The sequence below is a fragment of the Glycomyces artemisiae genome, from assembly GCF_003002955.1.
Lineage (GTDB): Bacteria > Actinomycetota > Actinomycetes > Mycobacteriales > Micromonosporaceae > Glycomyces > Glycomyces artemisiae.
In genome coordinates this window covers 34,844-56,809 of record NZ_PVTJ01000013.1, presented here as the reverse complement: position 1 = coordinate 56,809, position 21,966 = coordinate 34,844, and the positions used below count along the sequence as shown (strand labels likewise).

Genomic DNA, 21,966 nt, shown 5'->3' with positions numbered 1-21,966 from the left:
CGATGAACCCGACCTACACGCGCCTGGAGATCGTGCGGATGCTCCGCAACCCGCGCTTCCTGATCTTCGCGTTCTTCTTCCCGGTCCTGCTGTTCCTGTTGCAGGCCAATGTGTTCGTCACCGGATCCGGCCCTGAGAAGGCTTCGGCGGTCGCCGTGATCATGGTGAACATGATCGCGTTCGGGGCCGTGTTCGCGGCCATGAACAACGGCGCGCGCCTCGCGGTCGAGCGCGCCGCGGGCTGGCAGCGGCAGCTGCGGCTCACCCCGCTGTCGGGCCGCGGCTACATGTTCGGCAAGGGCCTCACCGGGATGCTCCTGGCCCTGCCGGTGGTCGTCGCGATCCCGCTGCTCGCCGTCATCGCCGAAGGCGTGCGCCTCGACGGCGGCGAATGGACCCGGATCATCCTCGGCATCTGGGTCGGCGCGGTCCCGTTCGTGCTGCTGGGCCTGCTCATCGGGCAGCTCGTCACCCCCGACACGCTCCAGCCGGTGAACATGGGCGTCTCGCTGGCGATGGGGTTCCTCGGCGGCCTGTGGATCCCGGTGGACGCCATGCCGGGCTGGCTCCAGACCGTCTCGCCGTTCCTGCCGAGCTACTGGCTCACGCAGATCGGGCGCGGCGCGGTCACGACCGACCTGACGCGGAGCCTGGGCCTGTCGGTCGCGGTGCTCGCGGCCTGGGCGATCGTGCTGGGCGCCCTCGTGGTCTGGCGGTACCGTAAGGACTCGGCCCGGGCCTGACCGGGGAAGACGTGGAGAGGCGAGGGCCCGTGCGACAGTCGAACGGGACCGGCGAGGGCTGGTGGAGCGGCAGCGCCACCGGCCCGTTCGCCGGGCGCGGCAACTACCGGTGGCTGCTGCTGGCCGGAGTCTTCCTGGCGCCGTTCGTGATCCCGGTGGTCATGAACGCCGCCGGGGACGCGGACTGGGCGGTCGTCGCGGTCGTCCTGGCCTACGCGGCCTGCTACGCGGTGTTCCCGTGGGCGGTGTCGACGGGCCGCATGTGGCAGCGGGTCGGCTTCGGCGCGGTGATCCTCGCGCTCGGGTGGACGCTGTTCGCGGGGCTCGACACGGGCGGCGTCTACGGCCTGCTGTACGCGATCATCCCGATCGCGATGGGCCTGCCGCTCGGCTGGATGCTCGTCCTCGACGGCGGCACGGTCCTCGCGCTGGGGATCATCGAAGCGGCGGGCGCGCACGTGGGCGGCGGATTCACCTACAGCGACCTGTGGGCGATGTTCGGGATCACCACCACGCTGTTCTTCGTGGTGCGGCTCATCAGGACCGTGCGGAGCCTGCGGGCCGCGAACGAGCAGATCGCGGCGCTCGCGGTCGGCGCCGAGCGCGAGCGGCTCGCGCGGGACCTCCACGACATCCTCGGCCACAGCCTGACCACGATCACCGTCAAGGCCGGGGCCGCGCGGCGGCTCCTGGAGACCGGGCAGGGCGAGGCGCGCGCGATCGACGAGATCCGCGACGTCGAGGCGCTGTCCCGGGCGGCGTTGTCGGACGTGCGCGCTACGGTCTCGGAGTACCGGGAGGTGTCCCTCGCGGGCGAGCTTGCCGGGGCTCGCGCCGCACTGCGGGCCGCCGACATCGACGCCGACCTGCCGCGCGCGGTGGACGATGTCGACCCGGCGCACCAGGCCGTGTTCGGGTACGTGGTCCGCGAGGCGGTGACGAACGCGATCCGCCACTCGGGCGCGTCCCGAGTGACGGTGACGCTGGGCCGCAACTGGATCCGCGTCGCCGACGACGGCCGCGGCGGGGGCGACGGCGCCCCGGGGACGGGCCTGCGCGGCCTGTCCGAGCGGCTCGCCGCCGTCGGCGGCGTGCTCGACGCCGGTCCGGACCCGGACGGCGGTTTCACCGTGAAGGCGGAGGTCCGATGATCCGGGTACTGCTGGCCGACGACCAGGCTATGGTGCGCGGCGCGCTCGCGACCGTGCTCGGGCTGGAGCCCGACATCGAAGTGGTCGCGCAGGTCGGGTCCGGGGACGAGGTCCTCGACGCGGCGGCGCGCACCGCGCCCGACGTGGCGCTCCTCGACGTGCAGATGCCCGGCAAGGACGGCCTCGCGGTCGCCGCGGAACTGCGCCGGGCCCGGCCCGGGTGCCGGATCATCATCTGCACCACCTTCGGGCGGCCCGGATATCTGGCGCGCGCGATGACCGCGGGCGCGGTCGGCTTCGTCGTCAAGGACGCGCCGCCCGAGCAGCTCGTGGAGGCCGTCCGCAGGGTCCACAGCGGACTTCGCGTGGTCGACCCGGCGCTCGCCGCCGAGTCCCTCGCCACCGGGGAGGGCCCGCTGACCGCCCGCGAGCGCGAGGCCCTGCGCCTCGCGCTCGACGGCGGCACCGTCGCCGACATGGCCGCCGCGCTCCACCTCACCGAGGGCACCGTGCGGAACCACTTGTCCACGGCGATCGGCAAACTCGGTGCGAGGAACCGCGCAGAGGCGGCGAGGTTGGCTGATGAGCGGGGCTGGCTCTAAGGACTCGAATCCCGAACCCGCTGATTAAGAGTCAGCTGTTCTGCCATTCGAGCCCGCGAAGCGCGCCGGAGTCGTCCCCACGACCCGCTTGAAATGCCGCGTCAGGTGCGACTGGTCGTAGAAGCCGGTGGCCGCCGCGACCGCGGGCGCCGGGAGGCCGTCGAGGAGGAGGCGCCGGGCGCGGTCGACGCGGCGAGTCACGAGGTACTGGTGCGGGGCGATCCCGAACTCGGTGCTGAAGGCCCGCACCAGATGTACGGGGTGGGCGTGCAGCTCCCCCGCCGCCTCCCGCAGGCTCATCCCGGCGGCGAGGCGGCGTTCGAGGAGGTCGCGCAGGCGGTGCGCGAGCCGCCGGTCCCGTACCGGGGCCGCGACCGGCTCCCGGCCGAGGAGGTGACGGCGCAGCCGGTCGGCGACGAGCGCCACGCGGCTCTCGGCCTCCAGTTCGTCGCCGGGCCCGCGCAGCGACTCGTGGAGGCGGTGAACGGCTTGGCGCAGCGGCGGATCGGCGATCTCGGGGCCGTCAACGGCACGGCCGATGAGGGCCGCGTCCAAGAGGGTGTCGTCGAGGTACAGGACCCGCTTGCGGAACCCGTGCGGCGTCGCCGACTGGCCGTCGTGCGGGACCTGCGGCGGCAGCAGCGTCACGAAGCCGCGGAGGGCGCCGTGCTCGTGCCGGTCGAGGTCGTAGCGGACCGCGCCCTCGTCGATGATGAGAAGCGTCCATGTGTCGTGGACGTGCATCGGGTAGGCGTGGTCGGTGAAGTGCGCGTGGAACGCCTCCGCGACCCCGGCCACGGCCGGGCGCCACGCCCTGACCTCGGGAACCGCCACGCTAAGAACGTACAAGACGCCGCGGCCCGGCGCTCCGTAGCGTTGCCCGCATGGAACCTGAGACCGCGCCCGTCCGCTTCGACACCAAGATCGCGGTGCTCCTCCGCGACGACCTCGCCGTCTGGCAGCGGCTGAACGTCACGGCGTTCCTCGTCAGCGGCCTGGGCACCGCCGAGCCGGAGGTGGTCGGCGAGGCGTACGAGGACGCCGACGCGAACGAGTACCTGCCGATGTTCCGCCAGCCCGTGATGGTCCTGGAGGGGACCGCGGCGCAGCTCACCGGCGCGCACGCGAAGGCGCTCGCGCGCGGGATGCGCTTGTCGCTGTTCACCACCGAGCTGTTCGCGACCGGCCACGACGGCGACAACCGCGCCGCCGTCCGCGCCGTCCCGGCGGCGAAGCTCGACCTCGCCGGGATCGGCGTGTACGGGCCGAAGAACGCGGTCGACCGGGTCGTCAAGGGCGCGCGGATGCACCCGTGAGCGGTCCCGGGCGGGCGGACCCGCCCGGGACCATCGGTCACTCGCCCCAGTCCGCAGCGGCCCGGCGGCGCCGGACCATCACGAAGCCGAGGACGCCGAGGACCGCGGCTCCGGCGAGCGCCGCGGTGAGCGCGGCGCCGGTGGTCGGGAGCTTCCCGCCGCCTTCGCCGGGGGCCTCCACGTCCTCCACGAACTCGGCGATCCCCCAGTTGGCGTTGGTGTTCCACGACAGGCCGGTCGGGTCGTACCAGGTGTGAACCGCGGTGCGGGCCCCGTCGGTGCCGTCGTTGACCTGGAGTTCCAGGCCGTGCTCGGTGCCGACCGCGGCCTGCTCGGGCGCCATGGCGACCGCGACCTCCACGACGTACCCCGTGTCGGTCACGGCTGCGGCACTGGTGAGCTCACCGGCGTCGGGTCCGTTGCCGCCCACCGAGACCGCGTTGGTGAAGCTGACGCGGTACTGGCCGTCGGCGGGGCCGTAGCCGCCCTCCTTCGTGTTGCCGGGATTGAGGAAGACCTCCACCGAGTCCTGCTCCCAGGGGTTGGCGCTGGCCTCGTCCAGGGACGGGTCGGCGACCTCGAAGAGGGCGTAGAGCCCCGCTTCGTCCCACAGGAGCGAGACGTCGGCCGTGGCGCCGTCGGCGGCGCCTTCGATGACGACTTCGGTTGCGACCGTGGAGGCTTCGTCCCACACTGCGTCGCGTTCGCCGTCGATAGCGGGCGCGGCGTCCGCGAGGGGCACCTGCACGCGGGCGTACTCGGGCTCCTCCTCGTCGGGGATCTCGGGCAGGACGCTCGGGTCGACGATCCCCCAGTAGGCCCACTTCGATTGCAGCGCATCGGTGAACAGCAGCGGGCTCTCCAGCGGCCGGGTCTCGGAGCGGAGCCAGGAGCGGCCGTCGTGGAGGCCCCAGACGGTGACCGACTCCAGGAGTTCGGCGTGCTCGCGGTACATGGCGAACAGGTCGCGGAAGTAGTGGCCCTGCTCGATGAGGCGGGCCTCCAGCTGCGGGAACTCCTCGTCCGGGCCGGGCGCGCCGATCGCCACGTCGAGTTCGGTGACGGCTTGCAGCACACCGAGGTCGGCGAACTTGAGGAGGCTGTCCTCGATCTGGGTGATGGAGGTGTTCAGGTTGATGTGGGTCTGGTGGCCCACGCCGTCGACCGGGACGCCGGCGTCGAGCATGTCGGCGACGAGGTTGTAGAGGTTGTCGCGCTTGCCGGGGTTCTCGGTGCCGTAGTCGTTGATGAAGAGCTTGACGTCGGTGGCGCCGACGGCGTCGAACTGCTCGCGGGCGATGCGGAACGCCTCGTAGACGTACTCGGGGCCGTCGAAGATCTCGTACCAGCGGCTGTGGCGGTAGACCTCGGCGTTGTTGTCGCTGATGACCTCGTTCACGACGTCCCAGGCCTGGACGCGGTCGCCGTAGTGCGCGGCGAGCGCGCCGATGTGTGCTTCGAGGCGGTCGATCATGATCTGCCGGTCCTCGTCGGAGTTCCCAAGGGGCTCACCGGCGTTCGGGTGGCCTTCGGGGTACTCGAACCACCATTCGGGGACCTGGCTGGTGTGCCACAGGAACGTGTGCCCGTAGATCTCCATGCCGTTCGCCTCGGCGTAGTCGACGAGCTCGTCGGCGGCGCTGAAGCTGAACTCGCCCTCGGTCGGCTGGATCGCGTCGGGCTTCATGTGGTTCTCGGCGGTGATCTGGCTGAAGTGCTTGCTGAGCAGCTGGCCGGAGTCGCCGGTGATGTCGCGGGGGTCGACGGCGGCGCCGATGCGGAAGTCGTCGGCGAGGACGTCCTTGAGGTTCGGGATGTCGGGCTCGATGCCGGGCGGCTCCAGCTCGGTGACGGTGAAGTCGTCGATCCAGTAGGAGGCGTCCACTGTAGGCGACTCGACGTAGAACGTGAGCGCCGTTGCGGGGGAGGCGATGCTGTACTCGCCGCTGAGCACGGTCCAGTCGCCGCCCGCGGGGGCCTGGTAGACGACGCTGTCGTACGAGGTGCCGTCGGCGGTCTCGCGCTGCACGGTGGCGGTGAGGGCGTCGCCCGCGCTGCCGTCGGCGAAGCGCACGGACACGGCGATCTCGTACACGCCGCCGGGGGCGATGACGCCGGTCAGGTCGACCGAGGGGCCGTGCCAGTCGGCGCTGCGCCCGGTGGTGAGCAGCGCGCCGTCCTCGACGGCGAGGGTGACGGGACCGCGCGGGGCCCAGTCGCCGACCGTGCCGTCCTCGAAGTCGGAGGCGTAGACGACGTCGTCCTGGGCGGCGGCGGGAGGGGCGAACGCGAGGGCGGCGACGGGCAGGAGCAGGGCTCCCGCCGCGAGCGCGGGCAGCCGTCGGCGCCGTTCGCGTGCTTGATGAGTCATGGGTTGCAGGCTCCATCGCGGAGGAGGGATACGAGGTCTCCGAAAGTTCCGGGGATTTCATGAAACTTTCAGGTGAGGGTGCCGCCATCGTATGTGCGACTTCGACCTCTGTCAATCTCCGGGCCTGCTCATGCGACGGTGAGGGCCTCCCGGGCGCGCAGGCGGCGGTCGATGAGGAAGACCGCGAGGAGCGTGACGGCGATGATCGCGGCGAGGCCGAGGCGGTCGACCGCGTTGTGCGCCATGATGACCATGCCTCCGGCGCTGTGCGCGACGAGCGCGCCGCCGATGAGGGCGAGCGTGTGCCGGTCGGTCCACCGCCGCGAGTCGGTCCAGCGCAGCAGGGTCCGGTAGCCCCAGGCGATCCCGGCCGTCGCGACCGCGAGCGGCAGGAGGACCCACAGGCCCTCCGTGAACGCCGGTTGCTGGGCCCCGAACGCCGGGAACGTCAGGGCGAAGAACGCCAGGGTCGCGAGTCCGGCGGCGAGGGCGAGGCCCAGGAGGCTCGGGACGGGGGCGTCGGTGACGGGCCGGTCCGGCGCGGGCACCGCGGTGAGTGCGAGGACGCCGACGACGAGGACCACTGCGAGGCAGCCGATCACGAACGGCAGGGGCGCCTGGTAGCCGGGGTCCTCCGAGGGCGGCACGGAGACGCGGAGGACGAGCACGCCGAGGGCCATGACGATCGCGGTCGAGGTCAACCCGAAGCGGCCCATGTAGGGGCGGTCCCGGTGTGAGGGGAACAGCAACCGGGTCAACGCGATCGGGATCGCAACGGTGAAGACCGCGTGGTAGCCCGTGTTGGCGAACCAGTAGGGCACGTTGAACCCGAGGATGCGCGCGCCCCAGTCTGCGGCGTCGTACAGGTGCGGACTCGTCAAGGCCTGCAAGCCGATGCCGTCTTCGAGGAGTTCGTAGCAGACGGCGAGGAGCAGGATGGTGGGCCAGCCGCGGCCGCGCCGGACCGCCAGCTCGCGGATGAGCAGGACGCCCGCGCCGTAGATCGGGATCCACAGCAGCACCAGCCACGCCATGCGGACCGGGGTGGACCCGAGCGCGAGCTCGGCGATGAGCGGGGTGATCGCGACGAGCGTCCAGGCGGCCTTGCGGCAGTACCGGGCCGCACCCTTGCTCTCGTCCGACATGACTCCTCCTGTCCGCCCCATCTGAAGCTTATCACTGATAAACATGAACGAGAACGAGGTTATCATCGATAAGCATGCGCGGGCGAGGGCCCGCCCACGGACCCCGAAGGCGAGGTCGGACAGGGTGCCGCACCCACGACAACTGGAACGCTCGGCGATCATCGACGCGACGCTCGCCGTCCTCGACGAGCGGGGCCTCGACGCGCTGTCGCTCCATGCCATCGCGAAGCACCTCGGCGTGCGCCAGCCCGCGCTCTACCACCACTTCCCCAGCAAGGCCGCGCTCCTCGACGCGGCCGCCGAGGAGGTCCTCGACCGCCGCCACACCGAGCGCCTCCCCCGCGAGGGCGACACCTGGCAGGAATTCCTGGGCCGCAACGCACGGAGCCTGCGCGCCGCGCTCCTCGCCGTCCGCGACGGCGCCCGCCTCATCGCGGCCACCGGCCCCCGCACGCCCGACCCCGCGACCACCCTCGCCCGCATCGACCTGTTCGAACGCCACGGCATCGCCCCGGTGGACGCGGTCCTCGCCTCGATCGCCGTGAGCCGCTATGTCATCGGCTGCGTCCTCGAAGAGCAGTCGGCCCCCGCCGCACCCCCCGCCGACCCCTCCCCCGGCACCGAGCGCCTCCGGTCGATCGCCGCCGCCCTGTCGAGCCTCACCCCCGACCGCGAATTCGATACGGGCCTCGAAGCCCTGATCCGCGGCCTCGAACCCTGACGTGCCGTCCCGGTTCAGCGGGCGCGGCGGACGAGGGCGAGGCCGATGAGGGTGAGGACGGCGAGGGCGATCGCGAAGTCGTCGATGGCGGCGCCGAGCCCGACGGCGTCGGAGAGGTACCCGAGCGCCAGCGAGAGGCCCCCGGCGAGGGCGTAGATGCTGATGTTGAAGGCGGCGTTGGCTTCGGCGAGCGCGGTCTGCGGGACGGCGCGGTTGAGCATCGAGAGGCCGCCGAGGAACGCGAGGCCCTGGGCGGCCCCGGCGAAGACCGCGGCGAGGAGCAGGACCGCGGGCGCGGCGGTCGCGACGGCGGCGATGAGCGCGGCCGCGCAGGCGATCGTGGCGGCCCCGGCGGTGAGCATCAGGCCCGGCACCGTCAGGTGCTTGAGCAGGACCTGCGCGAGGATCGAAGCGCTGAACGCTAGGGCCGCAACGGCTCCGGCGACGATCCGGTTGTCGGTGCCGAGCTGCTCGGTGAGCAGCGAGGGCGCGAGCGAGAGCATGAACGAGGTGGTCGCGAGCGCGGGTCCGGCGACGGCGACGGCCGCGAGGAGGCGGCGCCGGGAGTCGGCGGGGACGCGCGGGACGCGGACCCAGCCGCCGGCGGCGGCCCGCTCGGGGCGGCCGAGCGGCATCCGCGCCACGACCGCGATCGCGGTGAGCAGCAGGGCGATCTGGATCCAGAAGACCGTCGAGGTGGGCCCGGGGAGCGTCTCGGAGAGCAGGCCGCCCCACAGCGGGCCGAGGCCGGTGCCGACGGCGACGCCGACGGAGCCGAGGAGCGCGGCGAGGCGGCGGCGCCCGTCCCCGGCGAGGTCGGTGACGGCCGCGGTCCCGGCCGAGACCATCGCGCCGGTCGCGGCCCCGGCGAGCACCCGGCCGACCGACAGCGCGAGCACGCCTTGGGCGGTGGCGAACAGGACCGCGGCGACGACGCCGAGTCCGAGGGCGGGGAGCAGGACCGCCTTGCGTCCCAGGCGGTCCGAGGCGGTGCCGGAGACCAGGAGCGAGGCGGCCATGCCGACCATGTACCAGCAGAAGACCGCGGTGAGCGTGCCTTTGGAGAAGCCGAACTCGGCCTGCCAGACGACGTAGAGCGGCGCGGCGGCGTTCGCGAGCATGAAGATCGAGGCGATGGGCCAGGCGGCGAGCCAGGTCCAGGACGCGCTGGGGCCGCGGACGGCGGCGGGCGGGGCGGTGAGCTGCGAGACCACGGCGGGACTCCTTCGATTGTACGAGTAAACTCGAACTAGTTCGAATAGAGTCGAACATAAAACCGTAGTACGATGCAACTCGTACTAGCGGACCGTGAGACACGACACCTGGAGCCGACATGCCCGAACCCGCCGTCGCCGACCCGGCCACCGGGCTGCTCCCCGAGCCCGCGCGCGACGAGCTGCGCCTGGAACACGTGCTCAGCGCCCTCAGCGACCCGCTGCGCCTGAGCATCGTCCAGGCCTACCTCCGCGACGCCGGGGGCGAGGAGCGCGCCTGCGGCTGGTTCAAGATCGACCGCCCCAAGTCCACCCGGACCCACCACTGGAAGGTCCTCCGCGAATCCGGCGTCGTCCGCCAGCGCCAGGTCGGCCTGGAGCGGCGCAACACCGTCCGCGAAGCCGATCTCGACGCCCGCTTCCCCGGCCTCCTCGACCTCGTCAGGGCCTGGCGGCCCGCGGACTGAAACCGCCGCGGCCGACACTCGTGGAGTGTCGGCCGCGGCGGTCGCGTCAGCGGAGGTCGCCGAGGATCGCGTCGAGCGTCGCGAAGTCCACAGCCGGCGCCTCGGCGCCGTCGGCGGACTCGACGCCGACGCCGATCAGCCAGCCGTCGAGGGGGCTGTACGCCAAGGAGGTCAGGACGGATCGTCCGTCCTCTATGGTCCGGTGGACCGAGACGGCGCCGGTCCCGTCCGGGCCGGTCTCGCACTCGGCGTCCCCGCATTGCGCGGCGGCCTCGGCGGCGGCTTCGGGGTCGTCGCCCGGGTCGCCGAGGTGCTCGGCCTGGAAGGAGAGCCGGACGGTCTCGCCCGTGGGGAGTTCGGCCGTGATGAACAGGATGTGGGTCGCCTTGGCGCCGTAGACCGGTCCGCCGTAGGTCGCGATGTCGGGGTGCAGGCGGACGAGCACGGCGCCGTCGGTGTCGGCCGTCGCGCCGGGGACGGCCGCCTCGACGGCGTCCGCCAGATCGGCGGCGAGGTTGTCCACAGTGGGCTGTTCGAGCTCGGGCGCCTCCTGGCCCACCGGGATCGTCGCGGCGAGGGCGGCGATCTGGTCGGCGGTGGGGACGTCGCGGTCGGACGCGAAGCGGAGCGAGAGCGTCAGGGAGACGACCATGTCGTCGTCGCGGAAGAGGAAGACGCCGACGCTCGGGTAGTCGATCGAGCCGCCGGACTCGGTGTCCGGGTTCGCGAAGTCGGAGCGGACGCCTTCGATCAGGAGCACCCGGCCGGCCGGGGTGTCCTCCCAGGAGCAGGTGAGGCCCTCGTTGTAGGTGCACTCCTCGTCTTCCATCTGGGCCTCGTAGTCGACGCCGCCGGTGTCCCAGACGGCCGCGCCGATCCGGGCCCAGTCTGAGGCGGTGCCGCCGAACGCCACCGACTCCTCCAGCATGTAGAGGCCCTGGTCGTCGCTGTAGTAGAACCCGTCGTAGTCCGGCCGGGTGGTCAGGCAGCCGCCCAGCGGCGCCGCGCCCAGCTCCGCGAGCCCGGCGTACAGCGCCTGGTTGTAGGCGGCCGCGGCCTGCCGCTGCTCCTCCGACTGGCCGTCGGGGATCGGGCAGTCGCTCCCGTCGGACCGCGCGAGCCGCTCCAGGAAGCCGTCGTCGGCGGCGAGCGCCGGGAGGTCCGAGGGGGCCGCGCCGCCCGCCGCGATCGGGTCCTCGCCGCCGAGCGCCATCGGGATGCCCACGGCCGCGGCCAGTCCCAGCACCACCGCCGCACCCCCCGCGGCCACCGCCGCGATCCGCTTGCGCCGGGCCGCGTCGCGCCGGCCCGCCAGGAGGATCGCCCGCGGGTCCACCTCGTCGGCGACGACCGGCCCGGAGGCGGCCTTCGCCAGCAGCTGCTGCACGTCCTGTTCGTTCATCGCTTGCTCCCCTGGTCCGCGAGGCTCGACGCCCCGTAGTGCTCGCGGAGCGTCTTGAGGCCCCGCGCGGTGTTGCTCTTGACGGTGCCGCTGCTGCACCGCATGATCCGCGCGGTCTCCTCGACCGAGCGGTCCTCCCAGAACCGCAGCACGAGCGTGGCTCGCTGCCGCAGCGGCAGCCGGGCGAGGATCGCCGCGGCCTCGGCCCGGTCGTCGTCCTCCGCGACGTCCCCCGGCGGCTCGGGCGGGTCGGCGAACGCGTGCTCGCGGCGGAACCAGCCGCGGCGGGTCTGGTCGATCAGCGCGTTGGTGAGGATCCGGCGCGCGTAGGCGTCGACCGTCTCGCGGCGGATCCGGTTCCACGCGCCGTACAGCTTGATGAGCGAGGTCTGCACGGCGTCCTCGGCACGATGCCAGTCGCCGCAGGTCAGGTAGGCCGTCCGCAGGAGCGCCTCGCGGCTGTCCACCACGTACTCGCAGAACAGGGCCTCGGATTCGGGGGTCATGGGTAGCCTTTCGTCGCTTCCTCTACGGATCGGACCCTGTCCGAGGTTGCATTGCCGGCAACCGCGCCGATCGGGCGGCGGGCGTGCGGGGCCGAGTCCGATAGGGCCGGAGGCGGAGCTTGCTACCGTACCGGGAACTTCTTCATGTTCTGGACGGTGCGCATATGGACGGACGAACCCCGGCGGCCGGTCCCGTCCGCACGCGGTTCCGGGTCCTCGGCCCGGTCGAGATCCTGCGGGACGGGAACGCGCTGGGCCCCACCACGGCGCAGCTGCGGTGCGTCCTGGCCCTGCTCCTCCTCGACCTCGGCCGCGCGGTCACCGCCGAGCGCCTCATCGCCGCGCTCTGGCCCGCCGGGCCGCCCGCCTCCGCGCTCAACACCGTCCGCGTCTACGTGACCCGCCTGCGGCGCCTCCTCGCCGGGGACCCCGCGGTCGCCCTCGCGACGGTCGGCCGGGGCTGGCGGCTCGACTGCGATCCGGCGCAAGTGGACCTGTACCGCTTCCGCGACCTCGTCAGCAGGGCCCGCCGCGGCGAGGCCCCCGGAACCGGCCCGCTCCTCGACGAGGCGCTGCGGCTGTGGCGGGGCCCGGCCCTCGCCGACATCGCCGGGGACGAATGGCGCGAGGGCCTCCGGACCGGGCTCGAAGAGGAGCGGCTGGCGGCGCTCGAAGACCGGCTCGCGCACGACATCGCCGCGGGCGCGGCGCGCGACGTGGTCCCCGAGCTGGCCGCGCTCGTCGCCGACCACCCGGTGCGCGAACGTCCCGCGCAGCTCCTCATGGCGGCGCTCGGCGCCTCCGGCCGCACCGCCGAAGCCCTTGCGCTGTACCGGAAGACGCGGCAGTTTCTGGTCGACGAGCTCGGCGTCGAACCCGGCCCCGGACTCCAGCGGGAGCACCGCAGGCTCCTCGGCCGCTCGCGGGAGGAGGCCGCGCGCCTCGACCGCCCGGTGCCGCACCAGCTCCCCGCCGACATCGCGGGCTTCACCGGCCGCGCCGAGGAGCTGGCGCGCCTCGACCACGACGCGGGCCCGGTCGCGGTCGTCACCGGCATCCCCGGCTCGGGCAAGACCACCCTGGCCGTCCACTGGGCCCACCGCGCCGCGGGCGACTTCCCCGACGGGAACCTCTGGGCGGACCTGCGCGGCTTCGACCCCGCCGGACGCGCGCTCGACCCGGGGGTCGTGCTCGGCGTCTTCCTCGACGCCCTCGGCGTCCCGCCCGCGCAGGTCCCCGCGAGCGCCGAAGCCCGGTCCGCGCTGTACCGGAGCCTGCTCGCCGAGCGGCGGATGCTCGTCGTGCTCGACAACGCCCGCGACGAGGACCAGGTCCGCCCGCTCCTGCCGGGCACCGACGCCTGCCGCGTCCTCATCACCGCGCGCACCAGCCTGGCCGGCCTCGTCGCACGGCACGGCCTCCGCCCCGTCGCCCTCGACGTCCTCGGCCGCGGCGACGCCCGCGACCTCCTGGCCGAGCGCATCGGCGCGCGCCGCGCCGACGCCGAACCCGAAGCGGTGGCCCGCATCATCGACCGGTGCGCCCGGCTGCCGCTGGCGCTCGCCGTCGTGGCGGCAAGGGCCGCAGGCATTCCCGGCGCGCCCCTGGACGGGCTCGCGGACGAGCTGGAGGCCGGGACCGCGCCGCTCGACGGCTTCGCGTTCGCCGACGACTCCAGTATGGACCTGCGATCGGCGTTCGCCTGCTCGTACCGCGCGCTGAGCCCGGCCGCGGCGCGCACGTTCCGCCTCCTTGGACTCCACTGGGGACCGGACTTCACCGCCGAAGCGACAGCGGCCCTGACCGGCGAGCCGCCCGCCGCGGCCCGCCTGGCCCTCGGCGAACTCGTGCGCCTGGGACTGGCGGGCGAGTTCAGGTCCGGCCGGTTCCGCCTCCACGACCTGCTGGCCGCGTACGCCGCCGAACTGGCCGCCGCCGAAGACGGGGAGGCCGCCCGCCGCGACGCCGTCGAGCGCCTGCTCGACCGGCTGCTGCGCTCGGCCGACACTGCGGCGGCGGCGATCACGCCGTTCCCGCTCGCCGACGACGGCGACCACGCCTCCGGGGCCGCCCTCGCCGCGCCCGAGCGGCGCGAGCGGGCCGCGGCGTGGTTCGAATCCGAGCGCGCGGTCCTGCTCGGCGCCGTCGAGGAGGCGTTCAAGCAGGAGTTCCACACGCACGCATGGCAGCTGGCGCGCAGCCTGGAGACCTACCTGCGCCGCCAGAACTCGGCCGCCGAACGGGAGGCCGTGCACCGCACCGCATTGCGCGCCGCCGAGTTCGCGAACAGCGTCCCCGGCCTGGCCTCGGCGCACCTGGGCCTGGGCATGGTCCAGTCCAACCACGGCGACAAGGCCGAAGCCCGCAAGCACCTGGAACAAGCCCTGGCGCACTTCGGGACCGCCGGGGACTGGAACGGGCAGGCCGACACCTGTCTGGTGCTGTGCGTCCTCGACGGCGCCGCCGGGGAATTCGCCGCCACATTGGAGCACGCGGTCCGCGGCCTGGATCTGTATGCGCGCGCGGGAAACACCGCCGGGCGCATCCGCGCGCTGAACAACATCGGGTTCTGCCACGCCCGCCTCGGCGATCCCGCGGCCGCCCGCGACCACTGTCTCGCCGCACTGGACCTCGCGGTCGGCATCGGCGACACGATCGGCGAGGCGAACGTCCTCGACAGCCTCGGCACCATCGAAGCCCAGCTCGGCGAGTACGCCCGGTCGGTCGAACACCTCAGTCGCGCAGTCGAACTCGGCAGCGAGGCCGGGGAGCGGAACTTCACGGCCGCGGCGCTGACCAGCCTGGGCGAGACCCACGCCGCCGCAGGCCAGACGGGCGAGGCCCGCGCCGCCTGGCAGCGCGCCGCCGAGATCTTCGACGAACTCGGCCACCCCGGCGCCGCGGCCGTGCGGGCCCGCCTCGCCGGCAGCTGATTAATCGCCGGTCAAACCCGGGTCAAACGGCAGGCCCGAGACTGTGCGGATGATCAAACGCATTGCAGCAGTGCTGGGTTCGCTCGTGATGGCCTTCACGGCCGCCGCAGCGGTCGCGTCCCCCGCCGCCGCGGACGTCTCGGCGGCCGCGTTCGAGACGAACTACGCGGTCGACGCGGACTGGAGCGACAGCCCGGCGACGGACTGCGCCTGGGACGACCGCGGGTACTGGTACATCGACGGCGACGCCTGCATCCAGCCCGACGGCGACGACATCTGGGTCGCGGACCAGAACTCCAACGGCTACGGCGTGGCCGTGTGGTGGTCCGAACCGGTCTCCGGCCGCGAAGGCATGTGCGTCGACGCCCTCGGCACCGCGAAAGGCTGGGTGAAGTGCAACAAGGACTGGGCCGACGGCCGCACCCTCTACTGGTCCTTCATGTACGACTCGCCGGAAGGCTGGAAGTTCGAGGCCGAGACCTTCAAGACCGTCATCTGACGGGCACCGCCCCCGATCCGAGAGGACTTTCTCTGATGCGCAAACGCATTGCGGCGCTCCTCGCCGCGCTCGCCGTCTCCCTGCTCGCCGGACTCGGCACCGCCGTTCCGGCCGCCGCCGTGGAGTACGAGTTCAACACGGCGAAGGACATCGACTGGTACTCCGCCACAAGGGACTGCTACTCCAACACCAACCTGAGCGCCTGCGTCCAGCCGGTCGGCGACGACATCTGGGTCCTGGACAAGAAGGACGACGGCTACCCGATCCAGATCACCTGGTGGGACGGCAACGGCTCGCGCGCGGGCTACTGCTACGACAACCTCGGCCCCTCCAAGGCCTGGACCTACTGCAACAAGGACTGGACCGAGGGACACGAGATCCTCTGGTACGCCGAATGGTACGACGACGGCCAGTGGTGGTCCGGCCCCACGCAGCTCACCGTCGTCTGACAGACGAGTCACGGACGAGGCCCTCCAGGCCGCACGGCGGACACCGCCGGGAGCACCACGGCCTGGAGGGCCTTCCGCTTGCGCCGCAAGCCGTCGAACGGGTCAGGCGAGCTGCGGCAGGACGCGCTCGCCGAACGCGTCGATGAAGCGCTCCTGGTCGGTGCCGACCTGGTGGACGTAGATGCGGGAGAAGCCCAGTTCCGCGTACGAGGCCAGCGCGGCGGCGTGCCGGTCGAGGTCGGCGGAGACGAGGACGCCCGGTTCGAGGGCGGCGGCCGGGACGTGGGCGCAGGCGGCGTCGAACTGCTCGGGCAGCTCCAGCTCCTGGTTGAGCTCGGCGGGGAGCGCCACGAACCGCCACTGGTCGAGCGCCTGGCCGCGGGCCCGGTCCTCGTCGGGGTCCCAGGAGACGTGGACTTGCAGGTGGCGCGGCTTGCCTTCGCCTCCGCCCTCGTGGAAGGCGCCGATGATCTCGCGCAGGTGCGCGTCGGGGGCGTTGACGGTGATGAGCCCGTCGGCCCAGGCGGCGACCTCGCGCGCGGTCCCGGGCGAGAGGGCGGCGGCGAACAGCGGCGGCGGGGCCGCCGGGCGCGTGTGGAGGCGGGCGGCGCGCACGGTGACGCGGCCGTCGTGGTCGACGGTCTCGCCGTCGAGGAGGCGGCGGATGATGTCCGCGCATTCGGCTAGGCGCGCATTGCGTTCGCTCTTGCGCGGCCACACGGCGCCGGTGATGTGCTCGTTCAGGGCCTGGCCGCTGCCGAGCGCGGGCGTGAACCTCCCGGGGTAGAGCTCCTCGACGGTGGCGATGGCCTGCGCCGTGACCGCGGGGTGGTAGCGGTACCCGGGGGCGGTCACGACGCCGAAGGGGACGCTCGTGGCGGCCATGGCGGCGCCGAGCCAGGTCCAGGCGAACCCGGATTCGTCCTGTCCGGTGCTCCAGGGCGCGAAGTGGTCCGAGGAGAGCACGGCCGCGAACCCGGCGGCCTCGGCCGCGGCCGCCGCGGCGACCAGGCGCGAGGGCGGGAACTGCTCGTGCGAGGCGTGGTATCCGATCTCCACCGGGGGCTCCTCACTTGAAGACGTGCGCCCGCGGGCGCATCCAGCGGTAGCCGTAGGGGCCGACCTTGAAGACCGGCGGGTCGTCCCCGTCGCGGGGGTACTCGCGGTCGGTGAGGACGTCGACGAGGTCGTCCAGGTCCTCGTCGGGAATGCGGACCTCGACGTCGGCGTCGGCGAGGTTGACGAGCGTGACGACCGATCCGTCCTCGCCGTCGTCGTGCCGGAGGGCGACCACGGAGGGGCACCCGGTGTCGAGGACGCGGTGGCGGCCGTAGCCGATCTCGGTGAGGCCCAAGCGGGTCCGCACGAGGTCGCCGACGCGCGCGAGGAGGCCTCCGCCGGGGCTGCGGTGCTGGTCGTAGACGTTGACCTCCTCGTAGCCGAAGGGGCCTTCCCGCACGGGCTCCGCGACGAGCCGGTCCTTCGGCGCGGAGGAGAAGCCGCCGTTCTCGTCGGAGGTCCACTGCATGGGGATGCGCACGCTCAGGCGCTCGCGCCGGGACAGGTCGTCGCCCATGCCGATCTCGTCGCCGTACTGGAGGACCGGCGTGCCCGGAAGCGACAGGAGCAGGGCGTGGGCGGCGGCGAGGCGGGCGGGGTCGCCGCCGAGCATCGGGGCGACGCGGCGGCGGATGCCGCGGCCGTAGGCGCGCATGTCCTCCTCGGGTGCGAAGGCCCGCATGGTCTCCTCGCGTTCGGCCTCGGTGAGCCGTTCGAGGTCGAGTTCGTCGTGGTTGCGCAGCCAGTTCGCGAACTGGCTGCGGCGCGGGGTCGGCGGGAGCTCGCCGAGCGCCTTGTGGACGGGCGCGGCCTCGCCGCGGGCGAGGGCGAGCCAGACGTGGTTGTTGAGCCAGAAGTTGAGCAGCATGGTGAGGCCCTCGCCGTCGAGGAAGTAGTCCTCGTACTCCTCCAAGGGGACGTCGACCTCGCCGACGAGCACGGCCTCGGGGTGGCGCAGGGACACGAACTCGCGCAGTTCGCGCAGGAAGTCCGCGGCGTCCTCGAACCCGGCGGGGGCTCCTGCCTGGCTGACCATGTAGGGCACGGCGTCGACGCGGAAGCCCGAGACGCCGAGGCGCAGCCAGAACGCCATGATGCGGCGGATCTCCTTGCGCACCTCGGGGTTGGCGGTGTTGAGGTCGGGCTCGTGGGCGTAGAACATGTGCCGGTAGTACTGACCGGCCTCCTCGTCCCAGGTCCAGACGCCGTCCTCCACGGTGGGGAAGACGGATTCGAGGCCGTCGTCGGGCGGCTCGTCGGCCCAGACGTAGTAGTCGCGGTACGGCGAGTCGGGGTCGGACCTGGCCTCCTGGAACCACGGGTGCTGGTCGGAGGTGTGCTGCACGACCAGGTCGAACAGGACCCTGATACCTGCCTCTTCGGCTTCCTCCAGGAGCTCGACGACGTCGGGGACGGTGCCGAGCCGCGGGTCGACCGAGAGGTGGTCGGTGATGTCGTAGCCGCCGTCCTTGAACGGCGAAGGGTAGAACGGCAGGATCCACACACAGGTGGCGCCCAGGCCGCGCAGGTGGTCGAGCCGCCGTGTGAGGCCCTGGATGTCGCCCCACCCGTCCCCGTTCGCGTCGCGGAACAGGGCCGGGTCCACGGCGTAGACGACGGCGTTCCGGTACCAGAGCGGCTGCACGGCGCCTCCTTCGCGTTCGCGGTCCTCTTCGGTCACCGTCTTGTGCCCGCCGGGGCGCGCCCCGAAACCCGCCGCCGACCGGGCCGCACGCGGGCGCGTGCGTGAGTACGACGGGTCCGGCAGGGGTACCCGGTTCTCATGGACGAGCACGAGGGCGCCCTCGGCGGCGCCATGGCGTCGTACTGGATGGCCTCCGCGCCCGGCCCGGCGCGTCCCATGCTCCAAAAGGACGCCGAGGCCGACATCGCGGTCGTCGGCGGCGGGATCGCCGGGCTGTGCACCGCGCGCGAACTCGCGCTCGCGGGACGGTCGGTCGTGCTGGTGGAGGCCGACCGGGTCGCCGCGGGCGTCACCGGCCACACCACGGCGAAGCTCTCCGCTCAGCACGGGCTGGTCTACGCGCAGCTGAGCGACGCGTTCGGCGCCGACGCGGCCCGCGACTACGCGGCGGCGCAGACCGAGGCGATCGAGCACGTCCGCCTCACCGCCGAGGACCTGGGCGTCGACTGCGACCTGGAGACCGCGGCCTCGTTCGTCTACGACGAGCGCGACTCGGAGACCGAGTCCCTGAAGCGGGAGGCCGAGGCCGCCCGCGACGCCGGGCTGGACGCCGCGTTCACCACCGAGACGGGGCTGCCGTTCCCCGTCGCGGGCGCGGTCCGGGTCGAGGGGCAGGCCCAGTTCCATCCCCGCAAGTTCCTGCTGGCCGTCGCCGAGGACCTCCTCGCCCGCGGCGGCCGCGTCTTCGAGGGCTCCCGCGTCGTCGACGTCGCCACTGAGGACGGCGGCCACCGGCTCACCGTCGGAGGAGGTGCGGCGGTCCGGTGCCGCGAGGCCGTCATCGCCACGCACTACCCGGTCGTCAACCGGGCGCGGCTCCTCTCCCGGCTCAAGCCGCGGCGCGAACTCGTCCTGGCCGCGCCCGTCCCAGCGGACGCCGACCCCGGCGGCATGTACCTCACCACGGCCGACGACACGCGGTCGGTGCGCACCGCCCCGCTGCCGGACGGGCGGCGGCTCCTCATCGTCACCGGGGAGGCGTTCACGCCGGGCGAGCCGGGCGTGGGCGAACGGTACCGCGCACTCGCGGCCTGGACCGCGGACCGCTTCGGCGCCAAGGACATCGCCTACCGCTGGGCCGCGCAGGACAACGGCACGCCCGACCGCGTCCCCTACATCGGACGGATGCCCGGCGGCGACGGGCTCTACGTCGCCTGCGGGTTCGGCGGCTGGGGCATGAGCAACGGCATGGCCGCCGCGCGCCTGATCACCGGGCTCGCCACCGGCGCGCCGCCCGCGTGGGCGGGCCTGTTCGACCCCTCGCGCCTCCACATCGTGAAGGAGGCCGGGCCGATCGCCGCCAACCAGAAGACCGTGATGGCGCACCTCGTCGGCGACCGCCTCGGCCACGCCCCCGTCGCCTCCGCCGACGAGCTCGACCCCGGCCAGGGCGCGGTCATCCGCGTCGACGGCCGCCTGCGCGCCGTCTACCGCGACGACGCCGGCGACCTCCACACGCGGTCGGCCGCCTGCACCCACATGGGCTGCGTCGTCGGCTTCAACGACGCCGAACGCACCTGGGAGTGCCCGTGCCACGGCTCCCGCTTCGACACCGACGGCGCCGTCCTCCAGGGCCCGGCGACCGCGCCCCTCCGCGACGAGTCGGTCTGACATGGCACCGCGATGGCCCGGCGCCGCCCCGCCCGAGGACGCCGGCATCGACCGGCTCCGCCGGGCCGCCCGCTCCTGCGAAGGCTGCGACCTGTACCGCGACGCCACCCAGACCGTCTTCGGCGACGGCCCCGACGACGCCCGCCTCCTCATGGTCGGCGAACAGCCCGGCGACACCGAGGACCGCGAAGGCGAGCCCTTCGTCGGCCCCGCGGGACGCCTCCTGGACCGGGCCCTGGAAGCCGCCGGCATCGACCGCTCCCAGGTCTACGTCACCAACGCCGTCAAGCACTTCAAGTTCACCCGCGCCGAACACGGCAACCGCCGCCTCCACAAGAAGCCCTCCCGCGGCGAGACCCTCGCCTGCCGGCCCTGGCTCCTCGCCGAACTCGACGCCGTCCGCCCCGACCTCGTGGTCGCCCTCGGCGCCACCGCCGCCCAATCCCTCCAGGGCCCCGAATTCCGCGTCACCACCCAACGCGGCCGCCTCCTCGACCTCGACATCGAAGGCGCCCCGAAGCCCTACCGCTTCCTCGCCACCGTCCACCCCTCCGCGGTGATCCGCCTCAGCGGCGACGAACGCGAGGAAGCCCTGGCCCGCTTCACCGCCGACCTCCGCAAGGCCGCCGACGCCATCGCTCGATCGCGCTAGCCCTCGTCGGCGAGCTCCGCAGCCCACCGCCGCGACCACTCGATGACCGGCCCGAGCGCTTCGCGGGCATCGTGCCCGAGCGAGGTCAGGGCATAACCGCCGTCGTCCAGCACCTCGACGATCCGAACCTCTTGCAGCTCCACAAGCCGCTGCCGCAGCACACTGGACGACATGTCGTCGCAGCGCCGCTGGAGCAGCCGGAAGCCGAGCGGCTCCTCCCCCAGCTCCCAGATGATCCGCAGCGTCCACCTGCGCCCGAACAGGTCCAGCGCCGCCATCAACGACCGCCCCGTGGTGGACCCGCGGACCGGCCGCCCCGGCCTGGGCGTGGACGACGCGTTCATGACCCTCCGCCGACTCTTGTGCTTCTGATTCCGAAGCACTAGTATCGCACATCGCACCACCGCTTCGAAATCCGAAGCACTCATCCCGAGACAGGAGCGTTCCATGCCCAAGGGCTACTGGGTCAGCGTCTACCCCGCCATCGAAGACCCCGAGAAGCTGACGGCCTACAACGAACTCGCAGGCATAGCCGTCAAAGCCGCAGGCGGCCGCGTCCTCGCCGGCATCGGCAGCCGAGTCGTCGCCCATGAGGCCGGCATCCCCGAACGCGTCGTCCTCATCGAATTCGACACCTTCGAACAGGCGGTCGCCGCATACGAGAGCCCGGCCTACCGGACAGCCCTGGCCGAACTCCCCGACGGCTTCAAACGCGACTTCCGCATCACCGAAAGCCTCACCTGACCGAGGCCGACAGAACGCGGGCAGAGGCGGAAGCAGCTCAGCCCATCGACTTGAGCGCTTCTACCCGACGGTCCCCTGCTGGCGGGCAAGGGTGCGCTGCGGAGCACGGCCGAGGACGGCTCGCCTTCCGGATCGGGCTCGGGGTCCTGGCTCATCCTCGGAGCGATCGTCTTCGCCGCGATCTGGTCCCGCTTCTTCAAGCGCGGCCCGCTCGAATACCTGCTCAACCTCACCACCAAACCGGCCGAGTGCATCAAGTAGCGAATCCGAGGGCGCCGAACCGGCCCCGGCCGGAGGCTGGTTCGGCGACCCCGACAGCCGCTCGCTGCGGACCTCACGACGGGGGCGCTAGTTCCAGTGCACCCGCAGTCGGTCCCGGTGCCCGAGGCGTTCGATCGTGATCCGCAGGAGGTCGCGGAGGCCGACGAGCGAGGGGACGTCGTCGGCGATGGCGATGAGCGACAACGTGTCCGGACCGCAGCCGACGAGTCCCTCGCCGCCGCTGAAGCTGAGGCGGTACCCGCCGGGGAGAGGTTCGACGTCGGCCTTGTCGCCGAGTCGCTGGGCGAGCAGGTCGGCGTACCGGCCCGCGAGACGGGTGGCGATCACCGCCCTCGATGAGAGGACCGCGCCGTTCTCGCCGCGGAGAGCCGCAGGTGCAGGTATCTTGGCCATG

Annotated in this window: 22 protein-coding genes and 1 pseudogene; 13 read left to right on the top strand and 10 right to left on the bottom strand. The window is 72.9% G+C overall.

The genetic code is table 11. The features are described 5' to 3' along the window. The first annotated feature begins 2 nt into the window (after positions 1-2). Genes B0I28_RS24660 through B0I28_RS24650 form a run of 3 tightly spaced genes read left to right on the top strand, consistent with a single transcriptional unit; the run spans position 3 to position 2,496 of the window. A complete protein-coding gene (locus B0I28_RS24660) occupies positions 3-743 on the top strand; it encodes an ABC transporter permease (protein ID WP_106366521.1) in 741 nt (246 codons plus the stop codon). Positions 744-772: 29 nt separating this feature from the next. Beyond that, positions 773-1,894, top strand: coding sequence for a sensor histidine kinase (locus B0I28_RS24655; protein ID WP_219926976.1), 1,122 nt, complete (start codon positions 773-775; stop codon positions 1,892-1,894). Further along, positions 1,891-2,496 carry a response regulator transcription factor gene (locus tag B0I28_RS24650; protein ID WP_106366520.1) on the top strand — a complete coding sequence of 202 codons (606 nt, stop codon included), beginning with the start codon at positions 1,891-1,893 and terminating at the stop codon, positions 2,494-2,496. The genes B0I28_RS24655 and B0I28_RS24650 overlap by 4 nt, the downstream gene beginning before the upstream one ends. Positions 2,497-2,520: 24 nt before the next feature. Here B0I28_RS24650 and B0I28_RS24645 read toward each other — a convergent pair whose 3' ends face one another. Then, positions 2,521-3,330: an AraC family transcriptional regulator gene (locus B0I28_RS24645; protein ID WP_245889101.1), complete on the bottom strand. Its 810-nt coding sequence runs from the start codon at positions 3,328-3,330 to the stop codon at positions 2,521-2,523. Between the two features lie 50 nt (positions 3,331-3,380). On the opposite strand from B0I28_RS24645, the gene B0I28_RS24640 reads away from it, so the two are divergent. Continuing rightward, the gene (locus B0I28_RS24640) at positions 3,381-3,812 is read left to right on the top strand and encodes a DUF2000 domain-containing protein (RefSeq protein WP_106366518.1); all 432 of its coding nucleotides are present in this window, start codon (positions 3,381-3,383) and stop codon (positions 3,810-3,812) included. A gap of 37 nt (positions 3,813-3,849) precedes the next feature. Here the strand turns inward: B0I28_RS24640 and B0I28_RS24635 are convergent, their stop codons facing one another. Further along, complete coding sequence (locus B0I28_RS24635) at positions 3,850-6,183, bottom strand: endo-1,4-beta-xylanase (protein ID WP_106366517.1); 2,334 nt, start codon at positions 6,181-6,183, stop codon at positions 3,850-3,852. Between the two features lie 128 nt (positions 6,184-6,311). Then, the gene (locus tag B0I28_RS24630; protein ID WP_106366516.1) at positions 6,312-7,328 is read right to left on the bottom strand and encodes a hypothetical protein; all 1,017 of its coding nucleotides are present in this window, start codon (positions 7,326-7,328) and stop codon (positions 6,312-6,314) included. Positions 7,329-7,452: 124 nt separating this feature from the next. Between B0I28_RS24630 and B0I28_RS24625 the strand changes: the two genes are divergently transcribed. Beyond that, a complete protein-coding gene (locus B0I28_RS24625; RefSeq protein ID WP_181245950.1) occupies positions 7,453-8,049 on the top strand; it encodes a TetR family transcriptional regulator in 597 nt (198 codons plus the stop codon). Positions 8,050-8,063: 14 nt separating this feature from the next. Here the strand turns inward: B0I28_RS24625 and B0I28_RS24620 are convergent, their stop codons facing one another. Further along, positions 8,064-9,263 carry an MFS transporter gene (locus B0I28_RS24620; RefSeq protein WP_219926975.1) on the bottom strand — a complete coding sequence of 400 codons (1,200 nt, stop codon included), beginning with the start codon at positions 9,261-9,263 and terminating at the stop codon, positions 8,064-8,066. Positions 9,264-9,382: 119 nt separating this feature from the next. Between B0I28_RS24620 and B0I28_RS24615 the strand changes: the two genes are divergently transcribed. Then, entirely contained in the window at positions 9,383-9,730 is a 348-nt protein-coding gene (locus B0I28_RS24615) for an ArsR/SmtB family transcription factor (protein WP_106366514.1), read from the top strand. 46 nt (positions 9,731-9,776) lie between these two features. Here B0I28_RS24615 and B0I28_RS24610 read toward each other — a convergent pair whose 3' ends face one another. Together B0I28_RS24610 and B0I28_RS24605 are read right to left on the bottom strand one after the other, a co-directional pair. Then, the gene (locus tag B0I28_RS24610; RefSeq protein WP_106366513.1) at positions 9,777-11,132 is read right to left on the bottom strand and encodes a hypothetical protein; all 1,356 of its coding nucleotides are present in this window, start codon (positions 11,130-11,132) and stop codon (positions 9,777-9,779) included. Then, positions 11,129-11,638, bottom strand: coding sequence for a SigE family RNA polymerase sigma factor (locus B0I28_RS24605; protein ID WP_106366512.1), 510 nt, complete (start codon positions 11,636-11,638; stop codon positions 11,129-11,131). Before B0I28_RS24605 ends, B0I28_RS24610 begins: the two co-directional genes overlap by 4 nt. Before the next feature lie 164 nt (positions 11,639-11,802). Here B0I28_RS24605 and B0I28_RS24600 point away from each other — a divergent pair, with 164 nt between their 5' ends. The 3 genes from B0I28_RS24600 to B0I28_RS24590 are packed head-to-tail and all read left to right on the top strand — an operon-like array spanning position 11,803 to position 15,519. Further along, positions 11,803-14,571: an AfsR/SARP family transcriptional regulator gene (locus tag B0I28_RS24600; protein WP_106366511.1), complete on the top strand. Its 2,769-nt coding sequence runs from the start codon at positions 11,803-11,805 to the stop codon at positions 14,569-14,571. A 49-nt stretch (positions 14,572-14,620) separates the two neighbouring features. Then, on the top strand, positions 14,621-15,070 hold the full coding sequence (locus B0I28_RS24595; protein ID WP_146148231.1) for a hypothetical protein: 450 nt from the start codon (positions 14,621-14,623) through the stop codon (positions 15,068-15,070). Positions 15,071-15,105: 35 nt separating this feature from the next. Next, positions 15,106-15,519: a hypothetical protein gene (locus B0I28_RS24590; RefSeq protein WP_106366509.1), complete on the top strand. Its 414-nt coding sequence runs from the start codon at positions 15,106-15,108 to the stop codon at positions 15,517-15,519. 102 nt (positions 15,520-15,621) lie between these two features. On the opposite strand, the gene B0I28_RS24585 is transcribed toward B0I28_RS24590, so the two are convergent. Both B0I28_RS24585 and B0I28_RS24580 read right to left on the bottom strand, forming a co-directional pair. Beyond that, the gene (locus B0I28_RS24585) at positions 15,622-16,578 is read right to left on the bottom strand and encodes a TIGR03885 family FMN-dependent LLM class oxidoreductase (RefSeq protein WP_106366508.1); all 957 of its coding nucleotides are present in this window, start codon (positions 16,576-16,578) and stop codon (positions 15,622-15,624) included. Between the two features lie 10 nt (positions 16,579-16,588). Then, entirely contained in the window at positions 16,589-18,223 is a 1,635-nt protein-coding gene (locus B0I28_RS24580) for an alpha-amylase family protein (RefSeq protein ID WP_106366507.1), read from the bottom strand. 138 nt (positions 18,224-18,361) lie between these two features. Between B0I28_RS24580 and B0I28_RS24575 the strand changes: the two genes are divergently transcribed. Then, a complete protein-coding gene (locus B0I28_RS24575; protein WP_106366506.1) occupies positions 18,362-19,894 on the top strand; it encodes an FAD-dependent oxidoreductase in 1,533 nt (510 codons plus the stop codon). A 1-nt stretch (position 19,895) separates the two neighbouring features. Continuing rightward, entirely contained in the window at positions 19,896-20,546 is a 651-nt protein-coding gene (locus B0I28_RS24570) for a UdgX family uracil-DNA binding protein (RefSeq protein WP_106366505.1), read from the top strand. Here the strand turns inward: B0I28_RS24570 and B0I28_RS24565 are convergent. Then, on the bottom strand, positions 20,543-20,890 hold the full coding sequence (locus B0I28_RS24565) for a winged helix-turn-helix transcriptional regulator (protein WP_106366504.1): 348 nt from the start codon (positions 20,888-20,890) through the stop codon (positions 20,543-20,545). The two genes, B0I28_RS24570 and B0I28_RS24565, sit on opposite strands and share 4 nt — an antisense overlap. Positions 20,891-20,993: 103 nt before the next feature. Here B0I28_RS24565 and B0I28_RS24560 point away from each other — a divergent pair, with 103 nt between their 5' ends. After that, positions 20,994-21,290, top strand: a complete 297-nt coding sequence (locus tag B0I28_RS24560; protein ID WP_106366503.1) for a DUF1330 domain-containing protein — start codon at positions 20,994-20,996, stop codon at positions 21,288-21,290. A gap of 126 nt (positions 21,291-21,416) precedes the next feature. Beyond that, a pseudogene (locus B0I28_RS28700) lies at positions 21,417-21,551 on the top strand (DUF418 domain-containing protein); the annotation flags it as partial. Between the two features lie 87 nt (positions 21,552-21,638). Here the strand turns inward: B0I28_RS28700 and B0I28_RS24555 are convergent. Beyond that, positions 21,639-21,965, bottom strand: a complete 327-nt coding sequence (locus B0I28_RS24555) for a DUF2218 domain-containing protein (RefSeq protein WP_106366502.1) — start codon at positions 21,963-21,965, stop codon at positions 21,639-21,641. Position 21,966 lies beyond the last annotated feature (1 nt).

Bases quoted from the DNA above. Each gene is read 5' to 3' on its own strand.
- B0I28_RS24660 (WP_106366521.1), top strand. From the start codon at position 3: ATGAACCCGACCTACACGCGCCTGGAGATCGTGCGGATGCTCCGCAAC.
- B0I28_RS24650 (WP_106366520.1), top strand. From the start codon at position 1,891: ATGATCCGGGTACTGCTGGCCGACGACCAGGCTATGGTGCGCGGCGCG.
- B0I28_RS24640 (WP_106366518.1), top strand. From the start codon at position 3,381: ATGGAACCTGAGACCGCGCCCGTCCGCTTCGACACCAAGATCGCGGTG.
- B0I28_RS24635 (WP_106366517.1), bottom strand. From the start codon at position 6,183: ATGACTCATCAAGCACGCGAACGGCGCCGACGGCTGCCCGCGCTCGCG.
- B0I28_RS24630 (WP_106366516.1), bottom strand. From the start codon at position 7,328: ATGTCGGACGAGAGCAAGGGTGCGGCCCGGTACTGCCGCAAGGCCGCC.
- B0I28_RS24615 (WP_106366514.1), top strand. From the start codon at position 9,383: ATGCCCGAACCCGCCGTCGCCGACCCGGCCACCGGGCTGCTCCCCGAG.
- B0I28_RS24610 (WP_106366513.1), bottom strand. From the start codon at position 11,132: ATGAACGAACAGGACGTGCAGCAGCTGCTGGCGAAGGCCGCCTCCGGG.
- B0I28_RS24605 (WP_106366512.1), bottom strand. From the start codon at position 11,638: ATGACCCCCGAATCCGAGGCCCTGTTCTGCGAGTACGTGGTGGACAGC.
- B0I28_RS24600 (WP_106366511.1), top strand. From the start codon at position 11,803: ATGGACGGACGAACCCCGGCGGCCGGTCCCGTCCGCACGCGGTTCCGG.
- B0I28_RS24595 (WP_146148231.1), top strand. From the start codon at position 14,621: ATGATCAAACGCATTGCAGCAGTGCTGGGTTCGCTCGTGATGGCCTTC.
- B0I28_RS24590 (WP_106366509.1), top strand. From the start codon at position 15,106: ATGCGCAAACGCATTGCGGCGCTCCTCGCCGCGCTCGCCGTCTCCCTG.
- B0I28_RS24575 (WP_106366506.1), top strand. From the start codon at position 18,362: ATGGACGAGCACGAGGGCGCCCTCGGCGGCGCCATGGCGTCGTACTGG.
- B0I28_RS24570 (WP_106366505.1), top strand. From the start codon at position 19,896: ATGGCACCGCGATGGCCCGGCGCCGCCCCGCCCGAGGACGCCGGCATC.
- B0I28_RS24565 (WP_106366504.1), bottom strand. From the start codon at position 20,890: ATGAACGCGTCGTCCACGCCCAGGCCGGGGCGGCCGGTCCGCGGGTCC.
- B0I28_RS24560 (WP_106366503.1), top strand. From the start codon at position 20,994: ATGCCCAAGGGCTACTGGGTCAGCGTCTACCCCGCCATCGAAGACCCC.
- B0I28_RS24555 (WP_106366502.1), bottom strand. From the start codon at position 21,965: ATGGCCAAGATACCTGCACCTGCGGCTCTCCGCGGCGAGAACGGCGCG.